General features: G+C 35.6%; 16 protein-coding genes and 2 pseudogenes. 8 read left to right on the top strand and 10 right to left on the bottom strand.

Annotated elements, in window-relative coordinates; genetic code table 11:
- Positions 1-69: 69 nt before the first annotated feature.
- The gene (locus tag JMW39_RS03805) at positions 70-3,810 is read right to left on the bottom strand and encodes a hypothetical protein (protein WP_201543984.1); all 3,741 of its coding nucleotides are present in this window, start codon (positions 3,808-3,810) and stop codon (positions 70-72) included.
- Between the two features lie 229 nt (positions 3,811-4,039).
- On the opposite strand from JMW39_RS03805, the gene JMW39_RS03800 reads away from it, so the two are divergent.
- A complete protein-coding gene (locus JMW39_RS03800) occupies positions 4,040-9,706 on the top strand; it encodes a UvrD-helicase domain-containing protein (protein WP_201543982.1) in 5,667 nt (1,888 codons plus the stop codon).
- A gap of 233 nt (positions 9,707-9,939) precedes the next feature.
- Here JMW39_RS03800 and JMW39_RS03795 read toward each other — a convergent pair whose 3' ends face one another.
- From JMW39_RS03795 to JMW39_RS03770, 6 genes and pseudogenes are all read right to left on the bottom strand, one after another.
- Complete coding sequence (locus JMW39_RS03795) at positions 9,940-11,817, bottom strand: protein kinase domain-containing protein (RefSeq protein ID WP_201543980.1); 1,878 nt, start codon at positions 11,815-11,817, stop codon at positions 9,940-9,942.
- Positions 11,817-12,575, bottom strand: coding sequence for a hypothetical protein (locus tag JMW39_RS03790; RefSeq protein ID WP_201543972.1), 759 nt, complete (start codon positions 12,573-12,575; stop codon positions 11,817-11,819). Before JMW39_RS03790 ends, JMW39_RS03795 begins: the two co-directional genes overlap by 1 nt.
- Positions 12,572-13,405, bottom strand: coding sequence for a vWA domain-containing protein (locus JMW39_RS03785; protein ID WP_201543970.1), 834 nt, complete (start codon positions 13,403-13,405; stop codon positions 12,572-12,574). The genes JMW39_RS03790 and JMW39_RS03785 overlap by 4 nt, the downstream gene beginning before the upstream one ends.
- A 183-nt stretch (positions 13,406-13,588) precedes the next feature.
- Complete coding sequence (locus JMW39_RS03780) at positions 13,589-13,732, bottom strand: hypothetical protein (RefSeq protein WP_201543968.1); 144 nt, start codon at positions 13,730-13,732, stop codon at positions 13,589-13,591.
- A gap of 87 nt (positions 13,733-13,819) precedes the next feature.
- Positions 13,820-14,308, bottom strand: a complete 489-nt coding sequence (gene ssb, locus JMW39_RS03775) for a single-stranded DNA-binding protein (protein WP_201543966.1) — start codon at positions 14,306-14,308, stop codon at positions 13,820-13,822.
- A gap of 258 nt (positions 14,309-14,566) precedes the next feature.
- Positions 14,567-15,160 (bottom strand): annotated as a pseudogene (locus tag JMW39_RS03770) (IS3 family transposase); the annotation flags it as partial.
- Positions 15,161-16,373: 1,213 nt separating this feature from the next.
- Between JMW39_RS03770 and JMW39_RS03765 the strand changes: the two are divergent.
- The 3 genes from JMW39_RS03765 to JMW39_RS03755 all read left to right on the top strand — a co-directional run bounded on the left by JMW39_RS03765 (position 16,374) and on the right by JMW39_RS03755 (position 22,158).
- Positions 16,374-16,850, top strand: a complete 477-nt coding sequence (locus tag JMW39_RS03765; protein ID WP_201543964.1) for a hypothetical protein — start codon at positions 16,374-16,376, stop codon at positions 16,848-16,850.
- Positions 16,851-17,171: 321 nt separating this feature from the next.
- Entirely contained in the window at positions 17,172-18,779 is a 1,608-nt protein-coding gene (locus JMW39_RS03760; protein ID WP_201543962.1) for a hypothetical protein, read from the top strand.
- A complete protein-coding gene (locus JMW39_RS03755) occupies positions 18,754-22,158 on the top strand; it encodes a site-specific integrase (RefSeq protein WP_201543960.1) in 3,405 nt (1,134 codons plus the stop codon). The genes JMW39_RS03760 and JMW39_RS03755 overlap by 26 nt, the downstream gene beginning before the upstream one ends.
- A 270-nt stretch (positions 22,159-22,428) precedes the next feature.
- On the opposite strand, the gene JMW39_RS03750 is transcribed toward JMW39_RS03755, so the two are convergent.
- Positions 22,429-23,085, bottom strand: a complete 657-nt coding sequence (locus JMW39_RS03750; RefSeq protein WP_201543958.1) for a helix-turn-helix domain-containing protein — start codon at positions 23,083-23,085, stop codon at positions 22,429-22,431.
- Positions 23,086-23,273: 188 nt separating this feature from the next.
- Here JMW39_RS03750 and JMW39_RS13300 point away from each other — a divergent pair, with 188 nt between their 5' ends.
- The 4 genes from JMW39_RS13300 (at position 23,274) to JMW39_RS03735 (ending at position 25,034) form a co-directional block, all read left to right on the top strand.
- Entirely contained in the window at positions 23,274-23,396 is a 123-nt protein-coding gene (locus JMW39_RS13300) for a hypothetical protein (RefSeq protein ID WP_265088440.1), read from the top strand.
- Entirely contained in the window at positions 23,393-23,584 is a 192-nt protein-coding gene (locus JMW39_RS03745; RefSeq protein WP_201543957.1) for a type II toxin-antitoxin system HicA family toxin, read from the top strand. Before JMW39_RS13300 ends, JMW39_RS03745 begins: the two co-directional genes overlap by 4 nt.
- A gap of 367 nt (positions 23,585-23,951) precedes the next feature.
- Entirely contained in the window at positions 23,952-24,230 is a 279-nt protein-coding gene (locus JMW39_RS03740; RefSeq protein ID WP_201543955.1) for a hypothetical protein, read from the top strand.
- 150 nt (positions 24,231-24,380) lie between these two features.
- Complete coding sequence (locus JMW39_RS03735; protein WP_201543953.1) at positions 24,381-25,034, top strand: hypothetical protein; 654 nt, start codon at positions 24,381-24,383, stop codon at positions 25,032-25,034.
- Between the two features lie 184 nt (positions 25,035-25,218).
- Here the strand turns inward: JMW39_RS03735 and JMW39_RS03730 are convergent, their stop codons facing one another.
- Both JMW39_RS03730 and JMW39_RS03725 read right to left on the bottom strand, forming a co-directional pair.
- Positions 25,219-25,401, bottom strand: coding sequence for a hypothetical protein (locus tag JMW39_RS03730; protein ID WP_201543951.1), 183 nt, complete (start codon positions 25,399-25,401; stop codon positions 25,219-25,221).
- 295 nt (positions 25,402-25,696) lie between these two features.
- A pseudogene (locus JMW39_RS03725) lies at positions 25,697-26,862 on the bottom strand (IS3 family transposase).
- Positions 26,863-26,876 lie beyond the last annotated feature (14 nt).

Raw genomic sequence — 26,876 nt, 5'->3', positions numbered from 1 at the left:
ATATACTTAGTCAGCTTTTCCTCTATTGAGTACATCCCAGCTCATTTTTATATAAAGTTGTCAAATACCTTACCAATCAAAACCCTGCTGCTCTTTTGATTCTTTAGCTTCTTTTTTCTGAGCCTGTTCAATATATTTTTGGAAGTCAGCCTTTTTCTGTTCGATTAGCGGGATCAGCTCTTCATGATTATGCTGCTTTAGATACTGCTTTAAGCTTTGAAGTAGAGGTAAACGTCTACTCAATGCTCCTGAATAACTACCACTGTAGCTAAATACTTCAATTATATTGCTATCGATCATATTTGATAAATTAGCCTCAGGTTCACCGCTTTTAAGTAATAGTTCATTGAGAAGGTTAAACCACTTAATCTCTCCTTCATCTGAAATTTGACAAAACTTCGAATTAGAAAACCAAAAATCTATTTTATTTTGATGATTATCTAGCCAAACTAAAACTTCTGCTTCATTAACTTTAAATAATAACTCTTTAAGACCTCTATTCATAATGATATATTTGAATTGGTCATTACCATATATCAAATTCAAAAGCTTACTAGAACTACTAACTAATAAGGCTTCTAAAATATCTCCAAGTGAGTTTGATTCTAAATTTGATAAATAACTCTGATTATTAATCAATTCTTCAACTATATCGAATATTTTTTGATTGCTATCTTCAGAATTCATCATCATAAATTGTAATGCGTGGCTATAATCGTAATAATTTCGAGACTCCAAAGCTTTTGGTAAAAGTTCTAACATTTTATCAATATATTTATCAGCTATTATCTTATGATGCCTACTATCGAACAATAATGCTTCAAGAACTATATTATCCTCATTCAAGCTGATCATCTTGTCCAAAACAAACTCAAATAGTTCGGGTGTAATATATTGATGTAGCTTTTGAAAAGCTAGTTGATCCCCTAAATAATTAAAATTAACTTCTGAGTATTGAGTAATCTTATCAATAATAAATTCAAAGTGTTCTTTCTTCGTACTTACTTCTGCCATTACTCTAGGTGCGATAATATGAAACGATGGTACTGATAGAATGTAATTTATAAGTTTAGTATAACTAATCCAATCATTTTCTATTAGTACCTTCGATAATCCTGATAGAAAGAATCTATTGTATAGTGGCTGTTCTGTATGTGTTATAGCTTGCAAGTCGGAGATAAAATCATCAATGCTTGAGTATGCAATAGCTACAGAATTTCCAATATCGCGCACATAATGATTACTTGAAGTCAAAAATTCATTTAGATTGTCTCTCACTATTTGGCTAGTTAAATTGTTTCCAATAAATTTGATTAAATCTTCAATATCAGTGAAACCTGATAAAGATAAACCTAACTCATCACTATAATTTGCACTACTATTGAAAAGGTGTGAGGCTGCCGAAAATACATAAGTTTTTATAAGAGATGATACCTCATTTTTATCTGGTTCTAGGTAGCATTCAATCCCTCTAAGTTCATCTACAATATTTGGAACATTTACCAGTTGCTTACTACGATATTTTATAATTTTTTTCACTTCTAGCAGCGCTGATGTAAATGGCTTCCTGTCATGAAATATTTTTAGATATTTTATGGCTTCGTCAGTTCTACCACTGATCCAAATTATACTTTTAAGATTGCTTGAGAATATTTTACGGCATTCATTCAAGTATTCATTATCTAAAACATTCAATTTTCCTAATAAGAAATCAAACCAATCCCAAATTTCATTATAGGTTGCTCTATAACTATAAGTTTGAACCAGGCCATTTTCATCACCATAAATAAAGATTGTACGGGTGTCTGAGCCTAACCCATTATCGATAATATCTAATATATATTTATGGTAACCCTCATTATTAAACAACTGCTCAATCATTCGTTTTTTAGTAGCAAAGGATGCTTCAGTCTGAGATAAATGATAATTAAACAGAGAACTAAACAGCTCTTCCAATGAGTTATCTTGAGAGTCGTTATTTCCATCAGTTTTTACAATTTCAAATAACAGCCAGAAAGCTTTTTCAAAGTTTTTATCAAAATAAGCTAAATTACGCAGTAATTTAGCTAAACCATAACTATTTGGATTTGAATTTGATAGGAAATTACTATCTTTGTCATGCTTTAATTTTAATACATCGAGTAATTCATCTGGGCATATTGAAGTAAGTAAAGAGATGTTCCTTAAATCTTTTTCTGTTAATTGCTCATCTAATATTTTTGAGCCAAAGTAACCTTCAGGTGCTAGCCAGCCCTTAACAAGACTTTTGACTCTATCATTGTCATGCAAATAACTGAGGCGTTTTAGAAACGATGTTTGAAACCTTTCAGGTGTATCTATTAATAACTGGTTAAGCTCTGAATTTGAAACCCCTAATATCGCTTGCTTTGCTAAGTTATTAGCTAAGGCATGAGGTAAAATAGCTCGAAAATCACCACGTTCTTGAACAATATCTTTACCATGTAATTTTTCTATTAATCGGTAAGCTTTTCTTGGTGTGACGTCTGCTAGCTCTGATAGAATATTTATCTCCGATGCTGTTTCATTGCTATCTTCAACATTAAATGAGAAAACTAATGAAAATATCTGTCCGATATTTTGTGCTTCTTCGTTTAGCTCTCCTTTTTGATAAAACAACCTTTTGAATAGATCCTCATCTGTCAAAATAGACAAATTGTCTGACTTATCAATATTTGAAGCTATTGCTAACGCCAATCGATAATTACCTCCTGAAAAATCAGCAATTTTATTGATGTTAATACTTTCTAGTTCAGGATAATGTCTCTCTAGGACCTTCTTTAAAAGTTCGGTTGTTGTCGGTTGCATTCTATAAATACTGGTTTCTTCAGGTAAGCCATCGTTCACATCATATTCAATTGTTAATAGCGATATTTTCTCACTATCTTTCATAGACTTAGTTAAAGATGAATGTAACTCTTGCCCACAATTATCTACGATAACAAGAGTAGGCTTATTCCCTTCAATCATTTGCTCAATAAAATGTTGCGGATTTGGATCAGGTGAGTCACCTAAGTCACAATACCAGACGTTTCTAATATCGAGTGCACTCTCACCTATTCGCTTATCAAATAAAGCTTGAGCAAAGCGAGTCTTGCCGACCCCAGATAAGCCTACCAAGCGGATAGATGAGTTTTTTTGAACTAATTTGACTCTAATCTCATTTAAGCCTTCGACTACAGTTATTGAATTCAGATTATTGTGATTTGGTGAGATTATTTTGACATCTTTATCTATGTAATACTCTGCTGCTACATCAGTACTTTTACTTGACCAGTCACCAAATCGTTTCCAACCTTTATAATCGTTATCATTAAAAAAATATCTAGCTAAGTCATTATTAGTTACACATACAAAAGGTGAGTGAAAAAAGGATTCATTAGTACGCCAGTCAATCTCTATGTTTAAACTCAACGCTAAAGCTTCAATATCTTTTTCAGTTTGAGTAACACTTTTGACTTTTTCAGGATAATTCAAAGTCCATGTTTGGTTAGTATAAAATATTATTTTAGTTAGTTGAGGGTAATGACGCCTAGCATCTTCAAGCATTTTAAATAGTTCTGGCTTTTTCTTACTCAACTCAGCTTGGTAAAACTTAGCTTGAAAGCTTATAACCTCTCCACCTCTTTCAATAGGTTCTTTTTCAACCGCAGGTTGATCTTTATAGCCATGCCAACCTTTATCTAAGTCAAACTCTCTACAAAATAATAGATAGCTGAACCACTCGAAATATTCTTGAGGATTGCTATGAAATTTAGCTTTAAAAACGTCCCAATCAGGCTTGACTAGCATTTAAAATCTCCAAGTAGTATCGTTTTTCATAATGAGTTGTTAGCGATGAAATTGAAGTGCTTTGAGCCCCTGCTGTCCAATTAGCAAATGCTAATTAATAGGTTTAAATAAGGAGTTATAACTATAGAAGTTAAATCATAATAGCGATTCATACTAGTATTGCTAACCTACTTTTAAGATATTATATGATATAGTGCAATTTTCCGCTCATAATGTAGAATATCAAAGCATGTTAAACCTACCTGAGTTTATTCATCCTGCGCTATCGCAGCAGCAACAGTTAGACCACCAGAATCTTAATCTTCGTAATACCCCCCCTAGCATAGCCACTGGTAGCTTAAGAAGCTCGCAAGATTTTATGCCTAAGAGTATTCAACTGAACAGTTTATCTGAATTCTTACGTGAACATGTGGCAAAAGATATTGAAAAGCTGCAAGCAGCAAACGATCCTTCTGAATTACTATCTCAGCTCGATCACTATGGTACACTTTGGCTCGACTTGGAGATTAACCCTAAAAACAATCAACTGATTGACGGTGCATTTTTGGTTAATGACACCTACTGGCGTTTCGATGCTAAGCAATTCCAGACACAAACGCTTCTTATCTATAACTTATTAGATAAAGCGCGCTACTTAGGCGGACATCACTTAATTGAGTTTGATCTACCGCACCTCATATTGCTACTAATAAAAGCATTATCAACACCCAATGCTAAGCATAAATTTTTGCTAAGTAAACTTGCTGATTCTAAGACCTTACATCATTGGCAAGGGAAAGCATGGGATACACTGATACTTAGCTGTCTTTTCATCCCACATCAGCCAAGCCATGCGTTAGCCAAGCTCTATAAGGCTAATGTTGATTACAATAACCCTGTCCTCGATTGTTTAGAGAGTCGCTGTGTATTCAAGCTCTGCGCTCAGTCATGGAAAAACTTATCTTCAAATATACAGATTCTTTTCCATAAGCTATTACCTCAATTAGGCCAACTAAGTAATGCTAGTTATTATGACTATTTCGCTATCGATAAAAAGAATGTCTTTGATATAAAGATAATATTCGATGACCTGCCAGCTGGTAATAAAAATGAACTCATTTTATTATTAGAGCGCTGTATTCTAGATAGCGAGGTAATACAAAACTATCTAAAGGAAAACAAACCAGCTTTATGGCAAAATCTTGGCCTAGCTACTTTTATTAGTTGGCTCAGATACTTCAATAAACCGCAAGCTCGCCGCCCCGTCTGGATCACAAAACATTCTGTCCATCGCCAAAGCTTTATACATGCTGAGCAAGCTTTTTGGCATTTAAATGAGCCAAGCGAAGATTGGATTAATGAGGAATGTCAGCATTTCTTTGGCTTTGATACTTTGCGAGACGGACAAATGTCTATTGTAAAAGCAGTTCTAACCAATAAAGATATTCCTTTAGGCATACTACCAACCGGCGGTGGCAAAAGTTTAACTTTCCAGCTTCCTGCTCTAATATTAAGTAAATATCAGCGTCAACTTACTGTAATCATCTCACCGTTAAAAGCCTTAATCGAAGATCAAGTTGTCAATTTACACTCTGAGTTACCCGACTATGAAAGCAGAATCGCCTATCTGACTTCTGGCCAAACGATAGAAACCCAAAAAACAATCTTAGACGGCATTTGGCAGGGTGATATAGACATTATCTATTTGAGTCCAGAACGACTGCGTACTCATAGTATTCGCCAACTACTAAAAAACCGCCCGCCTACATTTTGGGTACTAGACGAGGCGCATACCCTCAGTCAATGGGGTACGGATTTTCGCCCTGATTTTTTGCGTATCGCTGACCATATGATGGCTTGTTATAGTGATGAGCTTAGACAGCACTTTCAACAGCAAATTGACATGAAAAACGCTGCGAAAGACGTAATCCCTCAGCTTGATTTATTGAATACAGTTGGAAACAACACTGATGACAATATCTTATCTAATCTTTCTGATCTGACCTCCTACAATTCTAAGCCACCTGACTTTATACCACCTATTATTAGCTTGGTCACCGCTACTGCTTCATCACGGGTAAAAGACGACTTAGAAAGTGAGCTCGTTAATAAATTAATAACTCTGACTGATAATAAACCTTTAGTGCAATATGGTACGCCAATAGAACAACTCAAAATTTGGCGGGATGATATCAAGGCTTATTTTAGAGACATTCCAAAGGATGCTCGTAAGACTAATATTTATCAGATTTTACGTGAACGTAAAGCGTGGTATGAAAACCAATACCCGGAACACCCTGAAAAGGGGGTAGCAATTGTTTATCTACGTAATCGTAAAGGCTGTGACGAATATGCCAACGACTTCGCCCAGCAACACTTAGCAGCTGCCGCTTATCATTCAAAGCTAGATGATGTACAAAAAAAGAGCGTGCTAGAGAAGTTTAAAAACGATGAGCTTGATGTGGTGGTCTGTACCAATGCTTTTGGCATGGGCATCGATAAAGAAGGCATCCATACAGTCATACATAGTGGACCGCCGAATAATATTGAGTCCTATATTCAAGAGATTGGTCGTGCTGCCCGTAAAACTTATGAGGTGGGCGAAGCCTATATGCTATGGTCAGAAGAAGATATCAATGCGTTATTTTTTCAAGAACGCCAGTCGCGTATTCCTAATACAAACACCCTAAAAGACTGTTGGACTGCGATACGCCCAACACTTAAAAAACCGTTAGAAGATCAATGGTTCCCAACTAGCACATTGGCATCAATACTTGCACCAGATAATGAGATTGAGCAGCTAAATACCCAAGTTCGGGTGGCATTATTAGCTCTTGAACGCTATGGATTACTAATCGAAAAAGAACAGCAACCTGCTTGGATTAGTATTAAGCTAGCTGAGCTAGCGCCAGCAAGTGAGCATACACGTATTGCCAAGCTGTATACACAATTACAGCAGCTCTCTGATGATACTATTAGCACTACTGATAGCGACCAGCTGACTCGTTACCACCTACCCGAATTGGCAATGGCGCTCGGCTATTCAGTTAAATCCTTACTAAGGCTATTAAGAGATCTGGTTAATCAAGGTCATGCTCAATGGCAAGTGGTGGTACGTATACGCCTGAAATATACTCATCGTTATCTAAAGGGTGAATTTAATCGCTTGAGTCGTATTATCAGTGCCTTAGAAGACTGTATTAATAGCACATATGGAGGTCTTGATGCTTCTGAAGATCTAGAGACGCAGGGTTCTTCACGTCTTAATACCAAGGCTTTAGACAACTGGCTAACTCAGCAACGACATAATTTATCTTGTAAACGTCATATCTTACCAATGTTTCGGGCCCTAGGTATTCTAAAAATCCGTAGCCATGGTTCCACACAAGTCTTTGTCTCATCCTCTAATCAAACCAAAACTTGGCAATACGAAGAAGAATTACAAGATGGTTGGGCAAGTTGGATTATTTATGCTAAACAGCTTCTAGAGGACTTAACTCCACTATTTGAAAACCAATTATTAATCAATCTACCTGACAAAAAGGATGGTGACAGTCAAGCATTTAACCTAGATGATCTTGCACTTCCTCTAAAGCGCTCACCTGATCAAATTCTTGCACAGCTTGAAACCTTACAAAGACTTGAGATGATTGAGCTTAGTCGCTTAGATGATGACCAAGATGCTATTTTTTTCATTGGTGCGCATCGAAAACCTACCTCAAAATATCATGAAACAGCCTATCGTTATCTACAAGAACACTATCAAGATCGCTGTGTACGTATCCATATGTTGAACTTTTGGTTACAATCTGAATCCTCTATTCAACAAGCGTTGATTGAAGACTATTTTAGCAAGCCATTATCTGAGGTGGTTAATACTTATATAGGTAATGATATTGATGTAAATAAACCCTATATAAAAGACTATGAAAAAGAGATCTTACCTGATTTTTTTAGTGATATTCAAACTAAAATCGTTAAAGAAACTAATCGCGCAGCAATGGTGCTAGCAGGACCAGGCTCTGGTAAGACAACAGTAGTAGTACATAGAGTCGCCTATTTACTGATGATAGAAGAGATAAAACCTGAGAAAATATTGATTTTGGCATATAACCGTTTAGCAGTAGCAGAAATCAGAACACGGCTACATAAACTTATTGGATATCATGCCATAGACGTGACCATAGAAACCTTTCACGGATTGGCAAGGCAAATCACAGGAATGAGTGAAAAAGACGCACCAGATGCTGCTCTTGACGACATCACTAAACGTATTAAATACCTCAGCCAAGAAAAAAATATTCAAAAACGGCGTGATAATGCACGCTATCAATGGATGATAGAACAAGCTATTAGCCAGTTACAAGAAAGACCTCAACATTTCCAGTACATTATGGTTGATGAGTTTCAAGATATCGATGAATATCAATATGAAATGATAAGCCTATTGGCAGATTTACAGATACTAGATAGTGATGATGCTGAAATATTTGAAGCCATAGGAATGGATGATGCCTATGGCTCAGATATAGATGAGTTTGAGCAACGCGGTTATCTAATGGTGGTCGGTGATGATGACCAAAACCTATATGCGTTTCGTGGTGCAAGTATTCAGTATATACAGCAGTTTGAAGATAACTATCACGTTAATACTCAGCAAAAATACTACCTACTGGAGAACTATCGTAGCGCTGATAATATAGTGAGCTTAGCCAATGATTTTATAGCATCAGCATTGCCAAATGATGAGCGTTTAAAAAAAACTGATCATGAAGTCAAAGCCACTAATATTCATCCCGACTCCCCTATTCGCCATGGTTATTATCAACAAACTAAAGGTGTGGATATGGCAGCATGGGTAGCGTCTGACATTCAGCAACGATTAGTGACCGCTAAAGAGAGTCAGACTGAAGTTTCTGAAACTATAGCTATACTTGCACCCAAATGGTCAATATTTGATGGTATACAACATTATCTTGAGGCATTAAATATTCCTAGTCAGCGCTACAATGAAAATGAACAAGTTATTCCCATCAATAGCATGATAGGACAAGAACTATTTGAATACTTAAGTACTGACAGGCTAGCTATTATTACTGGTAATGTACATGAGCATCTAGAAAATTGGCGGCAGGGACAAGAGTTAAATCATGTAGATAAAGCATGGGATGCAATACTTCACTGCATTCATAATATGCATGATGTCACTTATGAACAGGTGATCAATGCTGTTGAGTCCATACTGTATAATAAAACTCAGGTAATTCTTATCACTTACCATAGCGCGAAAGGTATGGAATTTGACCATGTATATGTCATTGACGAGGAATCGTCAAATAATTCATTGAAAAATAATAACGATAGCAGACCTTTATATGTAGCAATGACTAGATCTAAGAAAACTCTGACGCTACTTCAACATAATAAATATCACAATTCTACTCTCGCTAAAATAGTAGTTATTCATACAGAACCTATCGAGCTACCACAAGTTCCCACTCCTCAAGTTTTAAGATTTCATCGATTTATGCGTTTAGATGAAATGATGCTAACCCCGCGGGCGTTAGTCAGTGAGACAGGACGGAGTTTTGTTAAAAATATTTTTTGTAGAAATGGTTGGACTGAAAACCGTAATGACCTTACTGGTTTATTTAGCGTACGATGCTATCAGAAACATAAGCAAAGTGACGGATTTTACTCAAATAAGGGGCAACAGGTTGCGCAGTTTTCGAATAGCTTTGCGAAAGAGCATTCTAGCAGTGGTAAAGGTAACCAGCATTTGGTAATAACTGGTTTTACAACAACATTATTTTATCAACAAGATATTTCTTGGTATGAGAAAGCAGGGTATAGAGGTCAGGAAACTAGCCATTATCTGATTGTACCGTATGTTTGTTTTAGTATTGACTGTAAATAAACACCTTCAAACATTTATTTTCACATAGGAGATCAACCTCAATGTTTAAATCAACATAAGATATAGGTTTTAAGATATAGCTATAAAATACTCTCTTCTAATCAAGATACACTCTAAATCTATTATCATTAATCATAATAGGTATGCGCTTTTTGACATTTTTAGTATCTACTCACCTACCAGAGAAAACAGTCAGCTATCAATATTATTGATATAAACATAAATTAGTTAATTTATGCACACGATCTAATAAGAATGATCATAACAACTATCCAAAAAATAACACCGAAAATATTACTCCCATCTGTTTTAGAGCTTTTACTTTTTTCCAAATTATTATTACTCGAACTAGAGTATGGTTTAATTTTTGGTGGCTGTTGGAACTGATTATTTACATTGCTTGTAGGATTAACATTAGGCTTCCTATTAGTACTTGAGACTTTAACCGGTATATTGGCTGATTGACTCGCTTGTGTTCTAGTAGCGTATGAATTGCTGTTAGTGCTAGAAGTCACTTTATTAGCCGACTTAATCTCTTTCAAGATATCCTTGTTTTTCGTTGACGAAGAACTAGTAGAGACTCTAGTACTTTTGCTGCTTGTGGTTTTTTTGACTGTATTATTAGTTTTAACTGGTTTTTTTAACTTAGGCTCGACTTTATTACCTATTAAATTTTCAATAACTTTTGCATTATCCTTTATAGAAATAGCATCAGTTTTATCTTTTGTTATAAATGCATCTAAAGCCAAGTCTTGCGAATTAGAATGGTTATAATTTTTAGCATTAATTCTTCTATCGTATTCTTTTTGACTGATTATAGATAGTTGGTTATTTTTATTAACTGTAATAGTCAAATGATTATAGTCGAACTTTGGATTATTGTAAGGGGGCTCCATTAAGCCTTTAATGCTAATCCACTTACCAATCCAACTTCTATCTGGTATATCATCGATCTTATCAATGCCTTCACTCCAAATAGTAACTTTAAAAATATCATCTCGCCAATCACCGAAATTAAGAAAAATATAAGGTTTACCTGCTATTGATTTAGCAACCTTAACATCAGTAATTCTACCAACAACCTCAACTTGATCACCCATGCTTTCAAGACACTTATCATAATTATTAGCATCTAAAACTGGGTACTGGCTATAATACATATCACTAGACAGCGCGCTAGTTGTGATTCTTGTATTAGACTTGATAGAAGCTTCATTCATTTCTCGATTGATAAAACTATCAAGCGAGGGTATATCATTAATAGCTTGCTGGCATATATAACCAAAGACTTTGATATGTTTTTCTAAAGATAAATTAGCACTTAAAAGTTGAAAAACCGATGATTTTTCAGGATCATTGTAGTCGTTAGCTGTGAAAACAAATGAATCCATATCTGAGTTGGTTTTTTTCCAAATTTTGGAATCTTCGACCAAGGCATTAATAGACATCCATAACATAATAAATGAAAATCTATCAAGTTTACTATTGAAAGGGTTAGTGTTCTTACGTTGAGGATGCTGAAAGTTAATATGTCCTAATTCAGAGCTTCCTAAAGATGCCAAGCTGTCAATATACATTCCATCATAATCGATAAGCTTAATGGTATTACCTTGATCCGCAATCATCAAGTTACCGGGCTGAATATCACCATGAGCAATATCATGGGATTCAATAAAATCTGATAATTTTACAATAGCGCCTAATAAGTTTTTGAGTTTCGAAGCATTATCATAGTTATTCTCTATGAACTCGCCAAGGGTTTCACCTTTAGCCCATTCCATTTTCACTAATGGATATCTAGAGCCACCAACGATAATTCCTTCTTGCTGGAACTCAAATTTCACGAAATAGTCTGATTTTAATGAGTTTATTTTTTTAGAAATCTCTTTATATCTAAACTCAAGATTTTTTGATTCTTTATGAAAGCACCTAACAGCAAACTTTTTACCTTTTGTCTCTATAGTATATGTTAATGCAAAACCACCACTGATAACAATTGGAAGCCCAAACCCAGTTTTTGCTAGCTTACCTGTGCTAAGTTCTTTATCAACAATAAATTTTTGATAGTTTTGAATCGCTTCGGTATATTTATCAATTCTAGGATATGCCATTAATCATACTCACATTTCAATATCACCAGAGTTGAATCATCTACTGCCATTGTTTTTAATTCTCGGCAACTAACGACAAGCTGCTTGAATTCATCTTTTTCTTGTATAAAACTTTTCAATAGCTCAAAAGTTTTCTTATGCCCATAACCTTCCAGGTGTTTAAAAATATATTCGGCCACAGCATCAGTTGCACAAACCAAGTAAGTGTCTTTATGTTCTTCTAAATCTAACTCATTATAATAATCTGTATTTTTTAAATTATTAAAATCTAAGAAACTGTTATTTATGATTTTTGTGGATAATAAAGTAGGATTCTCTGAAAAATTTGGTTTTGGAAAAACCTGTTTTGCTTCAAGTACATCTATATTCTCAAAATTATTTCTAAGATTATTGAAGAAAAATATATAACTATCTCCTATACAGGTAATTTTAATGCAATTATTTTCATTCTTAACACCTATCAAAGTTGCAAAACTGCCTTTTTCAAATGCTATACACTGACTAGCTGTAAGGTTAGAAAAATCCAATCCCTTAATATACTTTTGGATACATTCCATCATCCATTCTTCAGAAACCTCTGGTTGCATAATGAAGTGCTGGGCTAAAATATTAGCCCAGCTTTTAGAATCAAATGATTCACTAGCACCGTCACATAAAGAAAAGGTCTGATTTAAACTGCTAAATCTAAAGGCATCTTCATTAGAGCTCGCAAGGATACTTTCCTTAGGTATAGATTCAGAAAAAAGTAGTTTAATCATCTAAGTTGAGAAGCCCTAGTTCCAATATCGAAGAAATCAACAATATCAGAGGCTTCAGCGTTAAGAATAAATCCTCTTGATTCACCGCTAACAGTATATCCTCTTTCTTGAGCATAACTTGTTAGGCCTGGAGGTAATAAACTTGACATTCTAAACAGCATTTTAGAATACGAGTCAGATAAGTTCATCTCCCCTGCTGGGAAAGATATAGGCGTTTCGCCTGAAGTGCTTACATGAAGATTAAATACTAATACTTCCCCATCGTTTGTTGATATTTTCTTCAACTGCTCTGCGATCTCTTCAGGGTTGCCATCTGTGGATTCACCATCTGTAATATGTAAAACTGTAGGTGGATAGCTTTCAGGGTTATTATCACACCAATTCACCAATTCTTCAGCAGCTAATGTCAATGCTGCGCGCATCGGTGTGCCACCATTCGCAACAGACTTATACCAAACAGGAAACTTAATATCTAATTCAATAATACCACCTGCACCATCATCCATTTTCTTCTTTCTTTCTTCTATTTCTATAGGGTTTTGTTCTAACTTTGAAATAGGATTAATGACTTGTTGAGAAAGCTCACCTTGCAATGCATTATCAACAGTCTCATGTCCATAACCTATGATACCTACCTCAAAGTAATCCCGTACGCCCTCGGATTTCGAACACTTAGCAACTAACTCAGTTATAGTTTTATTCAGAACATCTGCAACAAAATCAGCTTTACTTTTACCTGATGACATCTTATCTGTCATTGAGTAAGACTGATCAACAAGGAATAAAAAAGCTGTAGGTTTTGTACGACTTATTTGAGCTTCGTAAGACATAAAGAAATCCTTTAGATGGAGGAAATAAATAATAACTTTTTTCTGATTAAAAGTTTATTTTAATGTACATCAGGGTATCAGTTAAAAAAATTTAATACAAATAATTTAGGGGCGATATAGTCAGTTCAAAATAAAATTTTTATGGCTAGGGCAAATATCATAAAATAATTTAGACAAATCATTTTACATCCAGCCTTGGCGTAGAAACTTCACCTGTGCCCATTTCTTTTTAATGGGATTTAAATCAGGGCTGTAGGGTGTCAGCCAAAAAATACGATGGCCATGGATATTTAATGAGACACTGTTTGATTTTGTGTATGTATTCATCCTAAATGATAGTTACAAAAAACCTAGGGTACCCCGATGATTACAACTACAAGCCCTTCAAATGTTTTGATAGTTATTTCCAAAATTTTAAAATTGACCGTCAAAGTGAGGAGCGAAGGGAATATCGTCATCTACTGGTCCAGGTGGAAGCCCATGATTGACATTTATTTTAATATTGGGTGCTTCCTGGTCGTTCTGAGGCTTTTGACGGTCCGGATGACTGATTTGTTTTTTGTTATCGTCATTACTATCTAGCATCTGCATCTGGTCAGCGCGAATTTCAGTCGCATAACGGTCGCTACCGTCAGGGGCTTGGTACTTACGAGTACGTAAGCTACCCTCAATATAGACTTTGCTACCTTTACGCAGATACTGAGCGGCGATTTCACCTAAACGATTGAATAGTGAAACACGATGCCATTCGGTCGCTTCTCTTTTTTCGCCACTTTGTTTATCAGTCCATTGCTCAGAGGTCGCTACTGATATATTGGTAACGCTACCACCATTATTAAATTGACGTGCCTCGGGATCTGCACCGAGGTTTCCGATGACGATGACTTTATTAACTCCGCGCATAATACTTCTCTCTTAGTTTGGTAATTATTCAAATAATACATTGTAGTAGTTGCGCGACATCTCCACACGCTTCTTTACTTGCTCTATCAAGGACTCATCAGGTTCAATTTTTACTAACCTAATGCGTTAGTGATTTCGAAGTTGAAGAGTTCTTTCCTAAATACCCAAAATATATTATAGATAAAGGTAGATATTCTAAAAACGACTCGTCACTTAGTCTGAACCGCCCCGAGTATATCGGAGGCTGATTTACTTGAGTCAGGCAGCTTCACCTAACAGATTAAGATTCTCATAATATCGCTTTTCAAACTCAAAGGGTGACACATATCCAATCGTGCTATGCAGCCGTGTTTTGTTAAACCAGTCAACCCATTCAAGGGCTGCCAGTTCAAGATCGTTCACACCAGTCCAGTTCTGCTTTAAATAATGAATCACCTCAGACTTATAAAGGCCATTAACCGTTTCGGCTAATGCATTGTCATAGGAGTCACCAGTCGTGCCCACAGAAGCGCTAATGCCAGAGTCAGTCACCCTAGAAGTGTAGCGAATGGATAAATACTGAACATCTCTATCACTGTGATGAATCACGTTTTTGGGCTTGTTTCTATCTATTATCGCTTGATTTAACCCTGCCATCACCATATCGGTATTCATACGATTAGATACTTTCCAACCGACGATAGGACGAGAAAAAACATTAATAATAAAAGCGATATAAACCCAACCACTAATTGTCTTGATATAGGTAAAGTCCGCAACCTACAGTTGGTTAGGGCGATGAGCTGTGGAGTTGCGATTGACTAGATCATCCGCTCGCAGTTGATCGTCGCGAGATTTAGTCGTGACCTTGCTTTACCGCTCCAAGATTGTTGGAGAGCTCACTCTCTAGAAAAAACAATAATAAAAATATAAACACACTTCTGATATTGTAAAAATAGTTATTTCGATGATTATCGAAGCATCAAATTACCAACCTTCACAATGTGACCATTCATTTCCTAAAAAGCCAATTATATAACTCAGTTAACCAAAATCACTCTATGTAGAAGCTTCTAGATCTATTTAAGCCATGCAAGATTGATAAACCTGTTCAATAAATTCTTGATGAACTAGTGTCTTGCAAACAGACGACTACTCTATAAATTGAAAGCCTTACATTCCTCAATAGGTCATGCGTCATGATCTTGACGCTTCCCTATCCGTCTATTCTCATTAAAAAGCTAAAAATTACAAATAGATACAATATAAATTGCTCATAATTTATATCAAGCCAATATATAAGCAATAATTTATAAAATACATACCTTATATTTAATTACAATCTTATGGATGCTAATGCGGCAAAGGCCTTCAAAACCTTCTTTATAATAAAAACCCATTAAATATTTATTAATTTAAATACCACCTTCTAGTTATTGGTACGTTATTGATTATTCATTTTAATATTAACTAGAAAATTTTATACATACTGCTCGTTGGACTAATAGAGAAAGGCTTGCACTCTTGAAAAAATTACTCTAATATTTTTCGAAATACGGGTTGGAGTCTCCCTTGATAGAACATCTAACGTTAAGACATCTTAGATCAAGCAACATCTTACTTGATAATTTCAATACTAATTTCTACATCATTACTAAGAGATATTTATCTAATGAGTTATTTCTAAAAAAGAACTCCAAGGCAATTACACATATTTTAAGCCTCAATACAATATTAGATAAATCAGAAAGATTTTGTTTTATAAAAAACAACTTTTCTATTTTATTAATTTTAGAGAATGAAAAAATAAATAAAATATATAAAGATGAATGCATACTTACAAACACTAAAAAAACAATAAATAATAGTAATGTGTTTTTATTTAAAGAGACATCTTTTCTTATAAAAAGCTTGTCTGGATACGGAAGTCATTTAATGCATGCATCAATATATAGATTACTGAAAGCACAATTGACGCAGAGTGACTGTATAGAGCTGTTTGGTATTAATAAATTTACCATTAATGACTATATTAAAGCCGTAGATATCTCACAAAGCACGTTCGACAGATCGAGAAGGAAAACTTATGAATAATAAAAATCAGCCAAAAATAATAGATAACTCGTCTGTAGTGGGTGCTATCAAAAATTTTAACCTAGATGGATTGAGTTTGGAAAAAAACGCATTTGAACTGCTACAGAATATTGCACTTTACATCCATGAAATCATCCTAAAAAACAAAACTCTCAATACATCAGAACTTCGAAAATACGCTGAAAAACATGACTTTGAGTATAATATCTCAAGGAAATGGTTTTCCACTCAACCATATATATTACAAGTACTAGCACTATTTTTATCAGTACTGAACCATAAAACCTATAAAGCTGAATGGTTAGCAATCGCTATTTATATCAATATACTTCTAAAGGCTCACGGTAAACCCGAGGAAGAGGACTCTACAACACTACTTATCAGGTTCAAAACTGCCACCTTTTATCAGACTAAAAACCATATGTGGATTTGGAGTTTTTTACCTGATATTACTGACGATATCACTTGATCCCCGGATTCTATAATAAATATCTTTTCAGAAAAACTTGAAGAGCTGAAGGATGAAAATGAATGTGCTATAGCCAATAAAGAACTAGGTATTTTTGAGAGTACAGAAACAACAGATTTCAGAGCTAAAAAAATCAAACAACTTTCTATCATTAACAGATATCTGAACAGAGCCTGGTATCCTGACGAAAAAACGAAAAAGTCAAAGAAAACGAGTGTTAAACCTAGACAATCAAAAAAAGGAAAACAATCAAAAAAAACCAAACCTCCTAAATTGTCTCACCAAGATTTTTCTACCTTGAATCTAACTAATAATGAATTTATGGTTAATGGCCACGAAAGTGGTAGGCCAGCGATTAGAACTTCTATCAACTTTCTTACTAACGGCGCTGATACAGCCGCTAGTATCGAAGAAAAAGCTGATAACTATGAATCTCCATATTTTGGTTATCGTGTCCTTATCCATAAAAATAGGAGATCTCACTTTGAACTGGAATCTCTTGATTTTAGTGTGATGCAAAATCACATCAGTCAACGTGATTTGGGATTTAATTCTAATCCCAGACTGTTACCTGAGGTTGGTTGCAAACTTGTTTTCAATAGATTGGCTACTGATATTAAAAGTAATGATAGTGAAGTTAAGGCTATCTCATCTGTCCTATTACTATCCATGATTACTGCATGTCCAGTTTCCACATTAATGGAAAAGGGATTTTTGACGGATTCAGGCCTATTCGTTATCGGTAAATATAGATCGTATCTACAGTCAGATTTAAACATTACACAAGTAGAAAACTACGATCCACAAAAGAACCTGAATGAAAAATCTTTGATAAAGCTTCCACTACCAACTTATTTGTTGAATCACGTGAAAGAAACTGCTTATAAAGTAAAGAAAGAGCAAATTACCAACTATTTAAAAATACTGAAAGCTGAGCTAGGACTGACCAATTTATCTATTTCTAGTATAGAACCTGCATTACATAATTTTTTGTTACGTTACACTGATGGTAGCGACTCTCATATTGCTGATCTTATCTGTCGAACGCCATCATCAAAAGCTCCAGCCATTTTTTATAGCAGTCATAGTAATCAGGAGCTGGTCAGTCATTATAGAGCAGCCCTGGAAACACTGGATATAAATAATATTTTCGATCTTGGCTTCATTGACAAATATAAGGAAAATTTCACCACTGGATCTGGATTTGCTCTATCGTTAGACTATGTAAAATCACTCATACAAAAACTGGCGTCTTGGGTATTTTCTAGCAAATCTGAAAATGATTTCTTCAATCGTTTTACCACTTATGTCTGGTATGTATTCTGTATTTTGACAGGTGCTAGGCCAAATAATGGACTGACCAATGTAATGGATTTAGACCTTGAGACCGGTTGGTTCTTAGTTGATGATAAGCCAAATCGCAAAACCCAAAGCCATCGTTTGATTCCTCTTTGTAATTCTCTTATTGAACTATTTGAGCTATATAAAATTTACCTAAGTGTGTTCGACGCCCCTTATAAACATCAAATCAGTACTGATATCTATAATATAAAAAACGGGCATGATATAAGTCTATTAAACCTTCTTAGTAAAACCCACGACTCCTTGGACGCTATAAAACGTGGGCAAATCATTGAGCTGAGTCGAGAATTCGCACCGTTCTCTGATCCATATTGGACCAGGCACTTCGTACGCGTACAACTAGAAGTTCAGCAGCTTAACATGTCGCTAATTAACACTATCATCGGTCATGAGAAACCACGACAACAAGCATTAGGTAGCTTATCCTCAATTAGCAAAGCTCAAATCTTTAATGCTCGTAAGAACTTTGAGCATATAGCTAAAAGCTTAGACTTTAAAAACCATACTCCTTTTATTGATAAAATTATTGAGATCTACCCTTATGCTAAAGCCTATTTACCCACCTAAAATTGTTGATGGCTTTACTCATCCACATGGCAACTTGGGTTACCAACTGATCAGAAATGAACAGGATACGCCAAGTCATATCTATGATAAATATCAATTTTTAATTTATATGCAAACACAGTGGGATAAGAAAATCACACTTCAAAATACTGTGAACAACATCCAAAACGATAATTACCGTCAACTCAAATCTGGAAATAAATATCTTCAAAACTTCAAAAATATTCTCCCTGTATTGCAATTCTCATTTGCAACGAAACCTTTATTAGACAGTGACTACCTCACTTGGCATCAATACATTGACGCACACCAGCAGATGTTAAATGCTCGTAGGCAAGTCTTATCTAATGAGAATTTTGAAAAACTTGTAGATACAATCGAAAACTATATTAAAAAAACCTATATCACTGCTGCCAAGTTTAGGTGGTCTTATAACACGTTAGCTAAATTTATAAAATTTTATAATCATTACTATATTTTAGAGCCTTATCATTACCCCATACCTCAAGAGCCCAAACAGGTTAAAGTCAACCCACTGCGTATAGGGGCTGATTGGCTACATAACGGTAAGAACATAAAACAAGTTATTGATGCCGTTCACTGTCATTGGCAAACTCAAAAAACATTTACTTTAGAGCAAACAGTCGCATGGTTAGTGTTTTCTGGGATAGTCTACGGTGGTATAAATAATAAAAACTGGCTGTTGCCATGGCTACATCAATGCTTAAACAATAAATTTCAGCCCTTTATTGATTACCACTTAATAACGACGATTCGCTACTCTCATCCTAGCTACGGTAATGAACGTGTTGAATATAATGAAAGAAGTAAAGATCAAATCAAAAGTAAAATGTATAACAGCCAGCAAATTGTATTAGACCGAGTTAGTCAGTGTTGGCTAATTCACTATCATCAAATTAGAAAGGACAATCATTTTGGATTGAGCTCTATAAAAGATATAGAGCAACTACTAAAGCAAGCCCTATCACCTTTGCTCAAACCATTAGGCATTAAGGTACCAACGCTAATTAATTTGCTTGGACTTTCAAGCTACCATTGGGAAATGCTACCAGGTGTTAGTATTGATCAAGCATCCGTAGGTGTGCTTCAAGGAGATGAGAGAACGACTGGGTTGATGGCTCATGACTTTATCACTTTAATGGGTAAATCATACGTCAATATAGACAAACCCTACTCTCTTCAGGAGCTACTGAAATTATCAATAAATGCCAAAACCTATCAAAGCAGTCAGAAAAATTTAAAAACTGATTATCGTAAGGCAGATATTGTTAGCTATCTAAAGAAAATACTACAAAAGACTCAACCTAAAAAATCACGCTATCCTAAGTTTTGTCAGTCATCACTTCAGTGGGATCTAACACCGTATTATTTAAAACCACCAAACTTACTCATTGACTGGTTGACTCATGGGGTAGATAAAGAAATAAGCATCTTGCTGACTGAGCAGCGACCATTATATGAAAAAATTATCGTTCAATGGGTTATCTTGTTATTAAAATCACCTGAAGAGCCCAAGCGTACAACTATTGATGGATATCTTGGCGTTGTCGGCTATGAATGGTGTTACTTTTATAAAGAACAAGATATCGAAGGATGGGACGAAGAGGACTTTACTGACCTTTATGAGGATATTCTAGAGCACAAAGCTATAGAACGAGGTAATACTGACATTCAATACTCAGCAAAACTCTTACAGAGGCTGCACAAAGTAGCAGAAAAATATTTTGATTTTCCATCTGTCACAATTAAACAAGCCAAATCGCAAATTAAAGTACGATCAGAATGGGTATCACCACAAGCCTACTATGCAACTCTCAATCAAATAAAGATTTCAATAGACAGCGTTGAGCGTGACATGCTGATGTCATTATTTATCTTAGCCTATCGAACGGGTATGCGCAAAAAAGAGCTTCTAGGTTTAAAAATTAATGATATTGAAGGGCTAAAAATAAGCGAGCCTTCTGCTGTATTACGACCGAATAGCTATCGTAAGCTTAAAACAGAAATTAGCAAAAGACGAGTGCCTATATTTGCACTATTGACTCCTACTAAGCTGCGTTTTTTTAACCGTTATGTTCGGTCGCGTAGAGGACAAGGTGAACAGACTTATATTTTTAGCTTGTCAACAGACACTCAGCCACTCCCTTCACATGTGCCATTACAGTTATTTAAGAAAATTATGGAGGATATTAGTAATAAGCAAGTTAGCTTTGCTTTTCACGGTTTTCGTCACACTGCAATTACTAACCTGGCTTTGGTACTAAACGCTAGATCCCAGTTGGCAACGGCCCTTACTGGTTATAGTGACACTCATATTAGCACTCTTAAAAGAGGAGTACTTGGTGTAGATACGGAGGGGCCTGATAAGTGGCATGCCTTATCAGGTATTATGGGCCACCTATCGGTTAAACGTAGTTTTGAGTATTATCATCATGCTGCAACTCTGATAGGAACTTTTGAGCTTGCTCATGCAAATATCCGTTTGCCAGCATCTATGTTTACAAACATCACAGGCATTAAGAATCAACGTATCAAAGAAAATAAGATTATTGCTCAAGGTGATTCGATCGCTTTAAGGGATGTTGCAAAGTTACTATTTAAAGACTCTACGCAAAGGCACTATAAAAATTCAATAAAGCACCCTATTTTTACAACTAATATCGATGAGTCTGCTGAAGTGAAACTATTCGACTCCTTCTCATCAGATGAGCTGTTGAGTCGTTATGGTATCAAGCAAATAACTACTTTATTGAATGAGGTTCAAAGTAATTACACGATTGAAGAGGCTGCCAGTAAAGCAACATTAATGGTGGCGGATGCTGAAGTGCTAATATATAGAGCTAAAAAAGTTGCTGCTATAACTACAACAACACCCGGACATTATCGATTTGTACTTCTAAAAGATCAAATAACACCAATGCGTATTTATGAACGTATTGAGTACAAATTTTTGGATATATTTTTTAGAAACATTATGAGCTTACGCCGTGACAATAATGAGGATTATCAGTGGTACCTTACGAAGGCATCTTCGGGCATCACTGCGCACTCAGCTACTATCTCATTCCCGGAAAAAAGCCTTAACGAATTTAAACGGTTCTTGATGATTAGCACTTATCTGTTACCTAACAAAAAAGCGTGGCTAGTGACCAGTAACAAGAAGTTGATTAAAGCCGTTCGAGACTTGGCTGAAACGAAGAATATGAAAAAATCTGAAAACGAAGATTTTTCAACTTGGCTTTTTGGCATTTGTATACCCGATAAACATGAGAATAATGCAGGAAAGATACGCTACTCCTCATTACTAAGATTTATTGTTCATATGATGTTAATTATGGATGAAGAAGTTGTCCTTTAGTTGACTCTTACTGAGATCTTTTATTCATGAATCTACTCTGATAAACACAAACACCTAAAACAGTCTGTTATAAGTGGTCTGTTAATAGGTTTGAAGGGTGAAATAGCTGGTTCCCTTGGGGTATACACCATTCATACGAGACTATTCGATAAAAAAGCCACGATATAAACAATGTTAGTTTATATCGTGGCTTTTTATTTTAGTAAATATGGACCATAGCCTTTTGAATCAATGAAAACGTTTACTAGCTCCACATACCAATAGAGCTTTTTAAAAACAGCCATCTACCGCTATGCCTTTCATAGCTTCATTCTCTAGGAAGTCCTTCAATAAAGAATATATCTGTTTACTTGATAGCTTAGGCAACTCTATCTTTTCATGCTCACTTTCCGTTTCTACCTCAGTAATTTCAGGCTCAATATTTGTACTTTCTATATTCTTTTTTGATTTATTACCCTTGTACCTTGATAAGGCAGCTAGCGCTAGAGGTGTTGCTACACTTCCTATTCCCACACCCAATAATGCTGCCGGTGCTACTGCTAATAGTGCCGCGAATCCTGCTGCTCCAGCACCTAGCGACAATAAAGAGTTATCAGTGTCTACGACCACTGTATGTTCTTTGATTTTTAAAGATTCAGATTCAGATTTCTCCAAATATGTAAAAACTTTTTCTTTCTGTAGTTCCAATACAGCTAGTTCAACAACTTGAGCAAAATCCCTTAATGAGATCTTATAAATACCGCACAGTATAAAAATATGCTCTATCGTTATATTTGCAGAACCGGATTCTAGCTTAGATATAGTTGAAGCAGGTAGATTGGATATTTCTGCGGCAGTAGCTTGGTCCATATTACTTACGTGTCTAAAGTGCTTAAAAATACAGCCGGCTGTCATATTAAGGGATGCTGACCAAATATAAGAAGCCATTTTCTCTCCAAAGTTATTGTATTTGGTTGGAATATAACCTTGAATCGAATAATTGTCAATTACATTGTATAATCAATGTAATAAATATATTCAATAGTTTACTTACTTTCGATAATCGAATATTATAGCGTTATTGCATCAGTGGTCGCTGGGCAAATCCTACCCAAATATTAAAAAGAGATGCTGTTATGGAAAAAATTTTACAAGCAATCATCAAAGCTGTTGTCACCGAATTAGCGAAAGTTGTTGTTACAAGCTTAAATGACTTTTTATCCAGCTACTTTTCAAGAGACAAAGGACAAACAGCATGAAAGCACTGAAAATAATTAGAATTCTTAAAAAAAATGGTTGGATACTAAGTCGTACTAATGGAAGCCATCTACATTTTCGGCATCCAGAAATAACACAATTAGTAACGCTACCCTTCCATGGATCGAAAGATTTAAGCCTTAATATATTAAATAGTATTTCAAAAGCATCGGGGGTGTCATTAAGATAAATTTATCTTAATTTTTTTAAATGATTCAAGGCTTTGTGTTAATTAATAGATATTAAGATATAACTACTTAAGAGTATAGACGTCAACATAAGTAGTTTTTAAGTAGATTTGTTTTTTTGGGGTCCAAATAGAGCAATGCCCCTTTCATGACTGCTTACTTGCTTGAGAAGTATACCTACGGCTAAACAATAAGGTGCTCTCACTGGTTCAGTTCATTAGTTAAGACTTGAACATTAGGCCGTAAGCCAATAATTCAAATTAACGAAATATTGGTTTAAATAGGATTTAAGTTAAATAATTACTTTAAAAAGGATGTCTCATGGAAAAAGAAGTTAAAAACTCGACTATTGCGGCTGGGGTTGGAGCCTTGGCTACAGGAACTGTAGCTGCTACCACAGCATCTGCTGTTGTAGGTGGTTCGGCTGCAACCATTATGGCTGCTACAGCGGGAACAACTGGTGCAGCTTTAGCTGGTACGGCTGGAGTTGCAGGTACAGCAGGTGCTGCTGCTATTGCCTCAGGTATGGCTACAATTGGCAGTGTTGTTGGCGGGGGGATGGCTGCAGGTGCCATTATTACTGCCGCTGCACCAGTTGCTGCCATTGCAGCTATAGGTTATGGCTTATTTAAATTATTCGAAGACTAATATTAATTCAAGTAGTTGATATTGTTGGTTGTATTGGTAAAAATATAGTTATTTAACTTACGTTTTGTTGGCACTCTTTTTTAGAGTGCCTTCTAATTCCAGCTATTAATAACTACTTATATAACATAAATCTTTAATGTGAGAGATAACTTGGAAGACTTTAATATTAAAACTATAGCACCGTGGATGACAGATATTTGGTTGGATAGTATCCCCATTACTCATTTATATATGCCATCAATGAAGAATTATTGTTTATCTGAGTTTGCATTTTTTCTCATTGATGATGGTTGGGACGTAGCATCACTGACCAACCTAAAACATGAAACAGGAGCGGCATTCTTATTTGGTTTGCAAACTACTAGCAAACGTATTGATAAGCTCGATGTAGTAGACGGTATTATTGTCTGTAAGACTAATGAAGTGAAACAAGTAATGAAAGTATCTGAATTCATGTCAAGTAGGAGGGGTAAATTAATTACTACAGATTCTGATGTTATTAAGCAGGCACTCCAATTCACAAAGCCTGCTCGGTTTATACAGGCCACTGCAATGGGTACAGATAAATTAGACCGAGCAAAAAGAGCAATTAATCAAATTATCAGCCAGATTCCTCAAAATATTAATATGCATGTTCTGATACTTAGGATTAAAGCTGACTATGAATTATCACTTGAAGAGTACTTCGTTGTAAATGAAGCTATTGAAAATATAGTTACTGATGACATAAGTATTTGGTACGGCAATGGTCTGATTAATGTATCTGATTGCTGTTCGGTAGAGGCGATATATATGGTCAAATAAATATTTCGCAATATTAATTATTGGCTTATAAAAGACTTAATTATTTAAATAAAAAGCCCAGCATATTCGTGTTGGGCTCTTTTATTTAATTACGTCTAAGCTATAGATTAATAAAAACACTCAAAACAGCCATCTATTTTTCCAATTGCATATAGGTATAGTTTATAGGCTTTATTAGATAATTTTACTCAGTTTTTTTTCTTTTTTTATCACCTGCTTTTTGTGCAGGTGTTCGATCATCACCTGTATTTGTAGTATGATTGTGCCCACCAGTTTTTTTATTCTTCCCAGTTTCTATAACTCCATGCGCATTGTTTGGTACTTGCTGATCAGTTACGGCTTTAGTGAATCTATCAAAAATACCCATAATCTATCTACCTCTAATTCAAAAATTGATTAGGTTAACTATATCCGTTTTTCTAACGTAGTCAAGATATGTATAAATAAAAGTTCGGTTTAATCAAATGGTTTTATTAAAAGTAATAGCAGTTTTAAGATTATTTTATAGATTAGCTGTATATGAGTAAGTAGTGCTTGAAGACCTATCTGAACCGCCTCGGTGTTGTCGGAGACCTAACTTTCCGATAAAGTACGACAATTAAAACACTAAACTACATGACCCCTGCCGTCAAATCCGTACAGTTAAACTTGGGAGATTTTAGTTACGCAGCCTGACGATAAAAGTCAAACCACACCTGTCTTGGCGACTTATAGCCCAAGCCCTTTTGAATTCTTGATTGGTTGTAGTACAGCTCAATATAGCCGATGATATCGTTGATGGCTGCAAACCTTGTTTTATAGTATTGGTGATACACAAGCTCATTCTTCAATACGCCCCAGAAGCTTTCTATGGGTGCGTTGTCGAAACAATTGCCTTTACCACTCATTGAGCCTTTAAATTGATGCTGCTTGATAATCTTGTGGTAGGCATGGCTGCAGTACTGACTGCCTCTATCAGAGTGAACGATTAGCCCTTTGCTTGGACGTTTGTTCTTAATCGCCATGTTGAGTGCACGACAGACCAAATCTGCGGTCATGCGCTTATTGATAGCGTAGCCAACCAGCTCTTTGGTATATAAGTCTTTAACGCCAGCCAAGTACAGCCAGCCCTCATGGGTCCAGATATAGGTGATGTCACTGACCCACGCTTGATTAGGCCGGCTGGCATCGAACTGCTGATCAAGTACGTTTGGATAAACTAGCTTATTGTGACTAGAGTCAGTGGTGACTTTAAAACGCTTATGACGACGGCATTTGATGCCATATTCTTCTTTGATACTTCTAACCATGTATTGGCTAATATGATGCTCTTGCTAAGTTAGCCGGGCATGTAAACGCTCATAACCATAGCGCTCTCTACTTTCACTGTGAGCGGCTCTGACAAGTAGCTCACAATGGTTACGGTGTATTTGTTGCTCACTGATATCGCGACTCAACCATTCGTAGTAGCTTGAATGCTTAATCTTTAGCACACGACACATAGTAGTAATGCTGAAGAGGGGCTGGTTATCTTTAATAAAGGCGTACTTCACTAACTGTGCTTTGCGAAGTACGCGGTGGCCTTTTTTAATATTTCCCTTTCCTCTTCGGCCACTTTAAGCTGTCGTTTGAGCTGCTTTATTTCCTGAAGAGCCGTCATAAGATCAGGATCATATTGTTCTGTGCCGATAAGCTTACCTTGATTGGCTTTATTATTCCAATTAGATAAGGTCTGCATGGCGATGCCAAGTTGCTTTGCAGTAGATGAAATATTACCATTATTGTCTGCTATCTTCTTAACGGCTTCAGCTTTAAATTCTGCACTGTAGATTCTGATTTTCTTGGCCATGGTAAACTCCTGTG

This window comes from Psychrobacter immobilis (assembly GCF_904846175.1).
Lineage (GTDB): Bacteria > Pseudomonadota > Gammaproteobacteria > Pseudomonadales > Moraxellaceae > Psychrobacter > Psychrobacter immobilis_E.
This window is presented reverse-complemented; position numbering and strand designations above follow the sequence as displayed.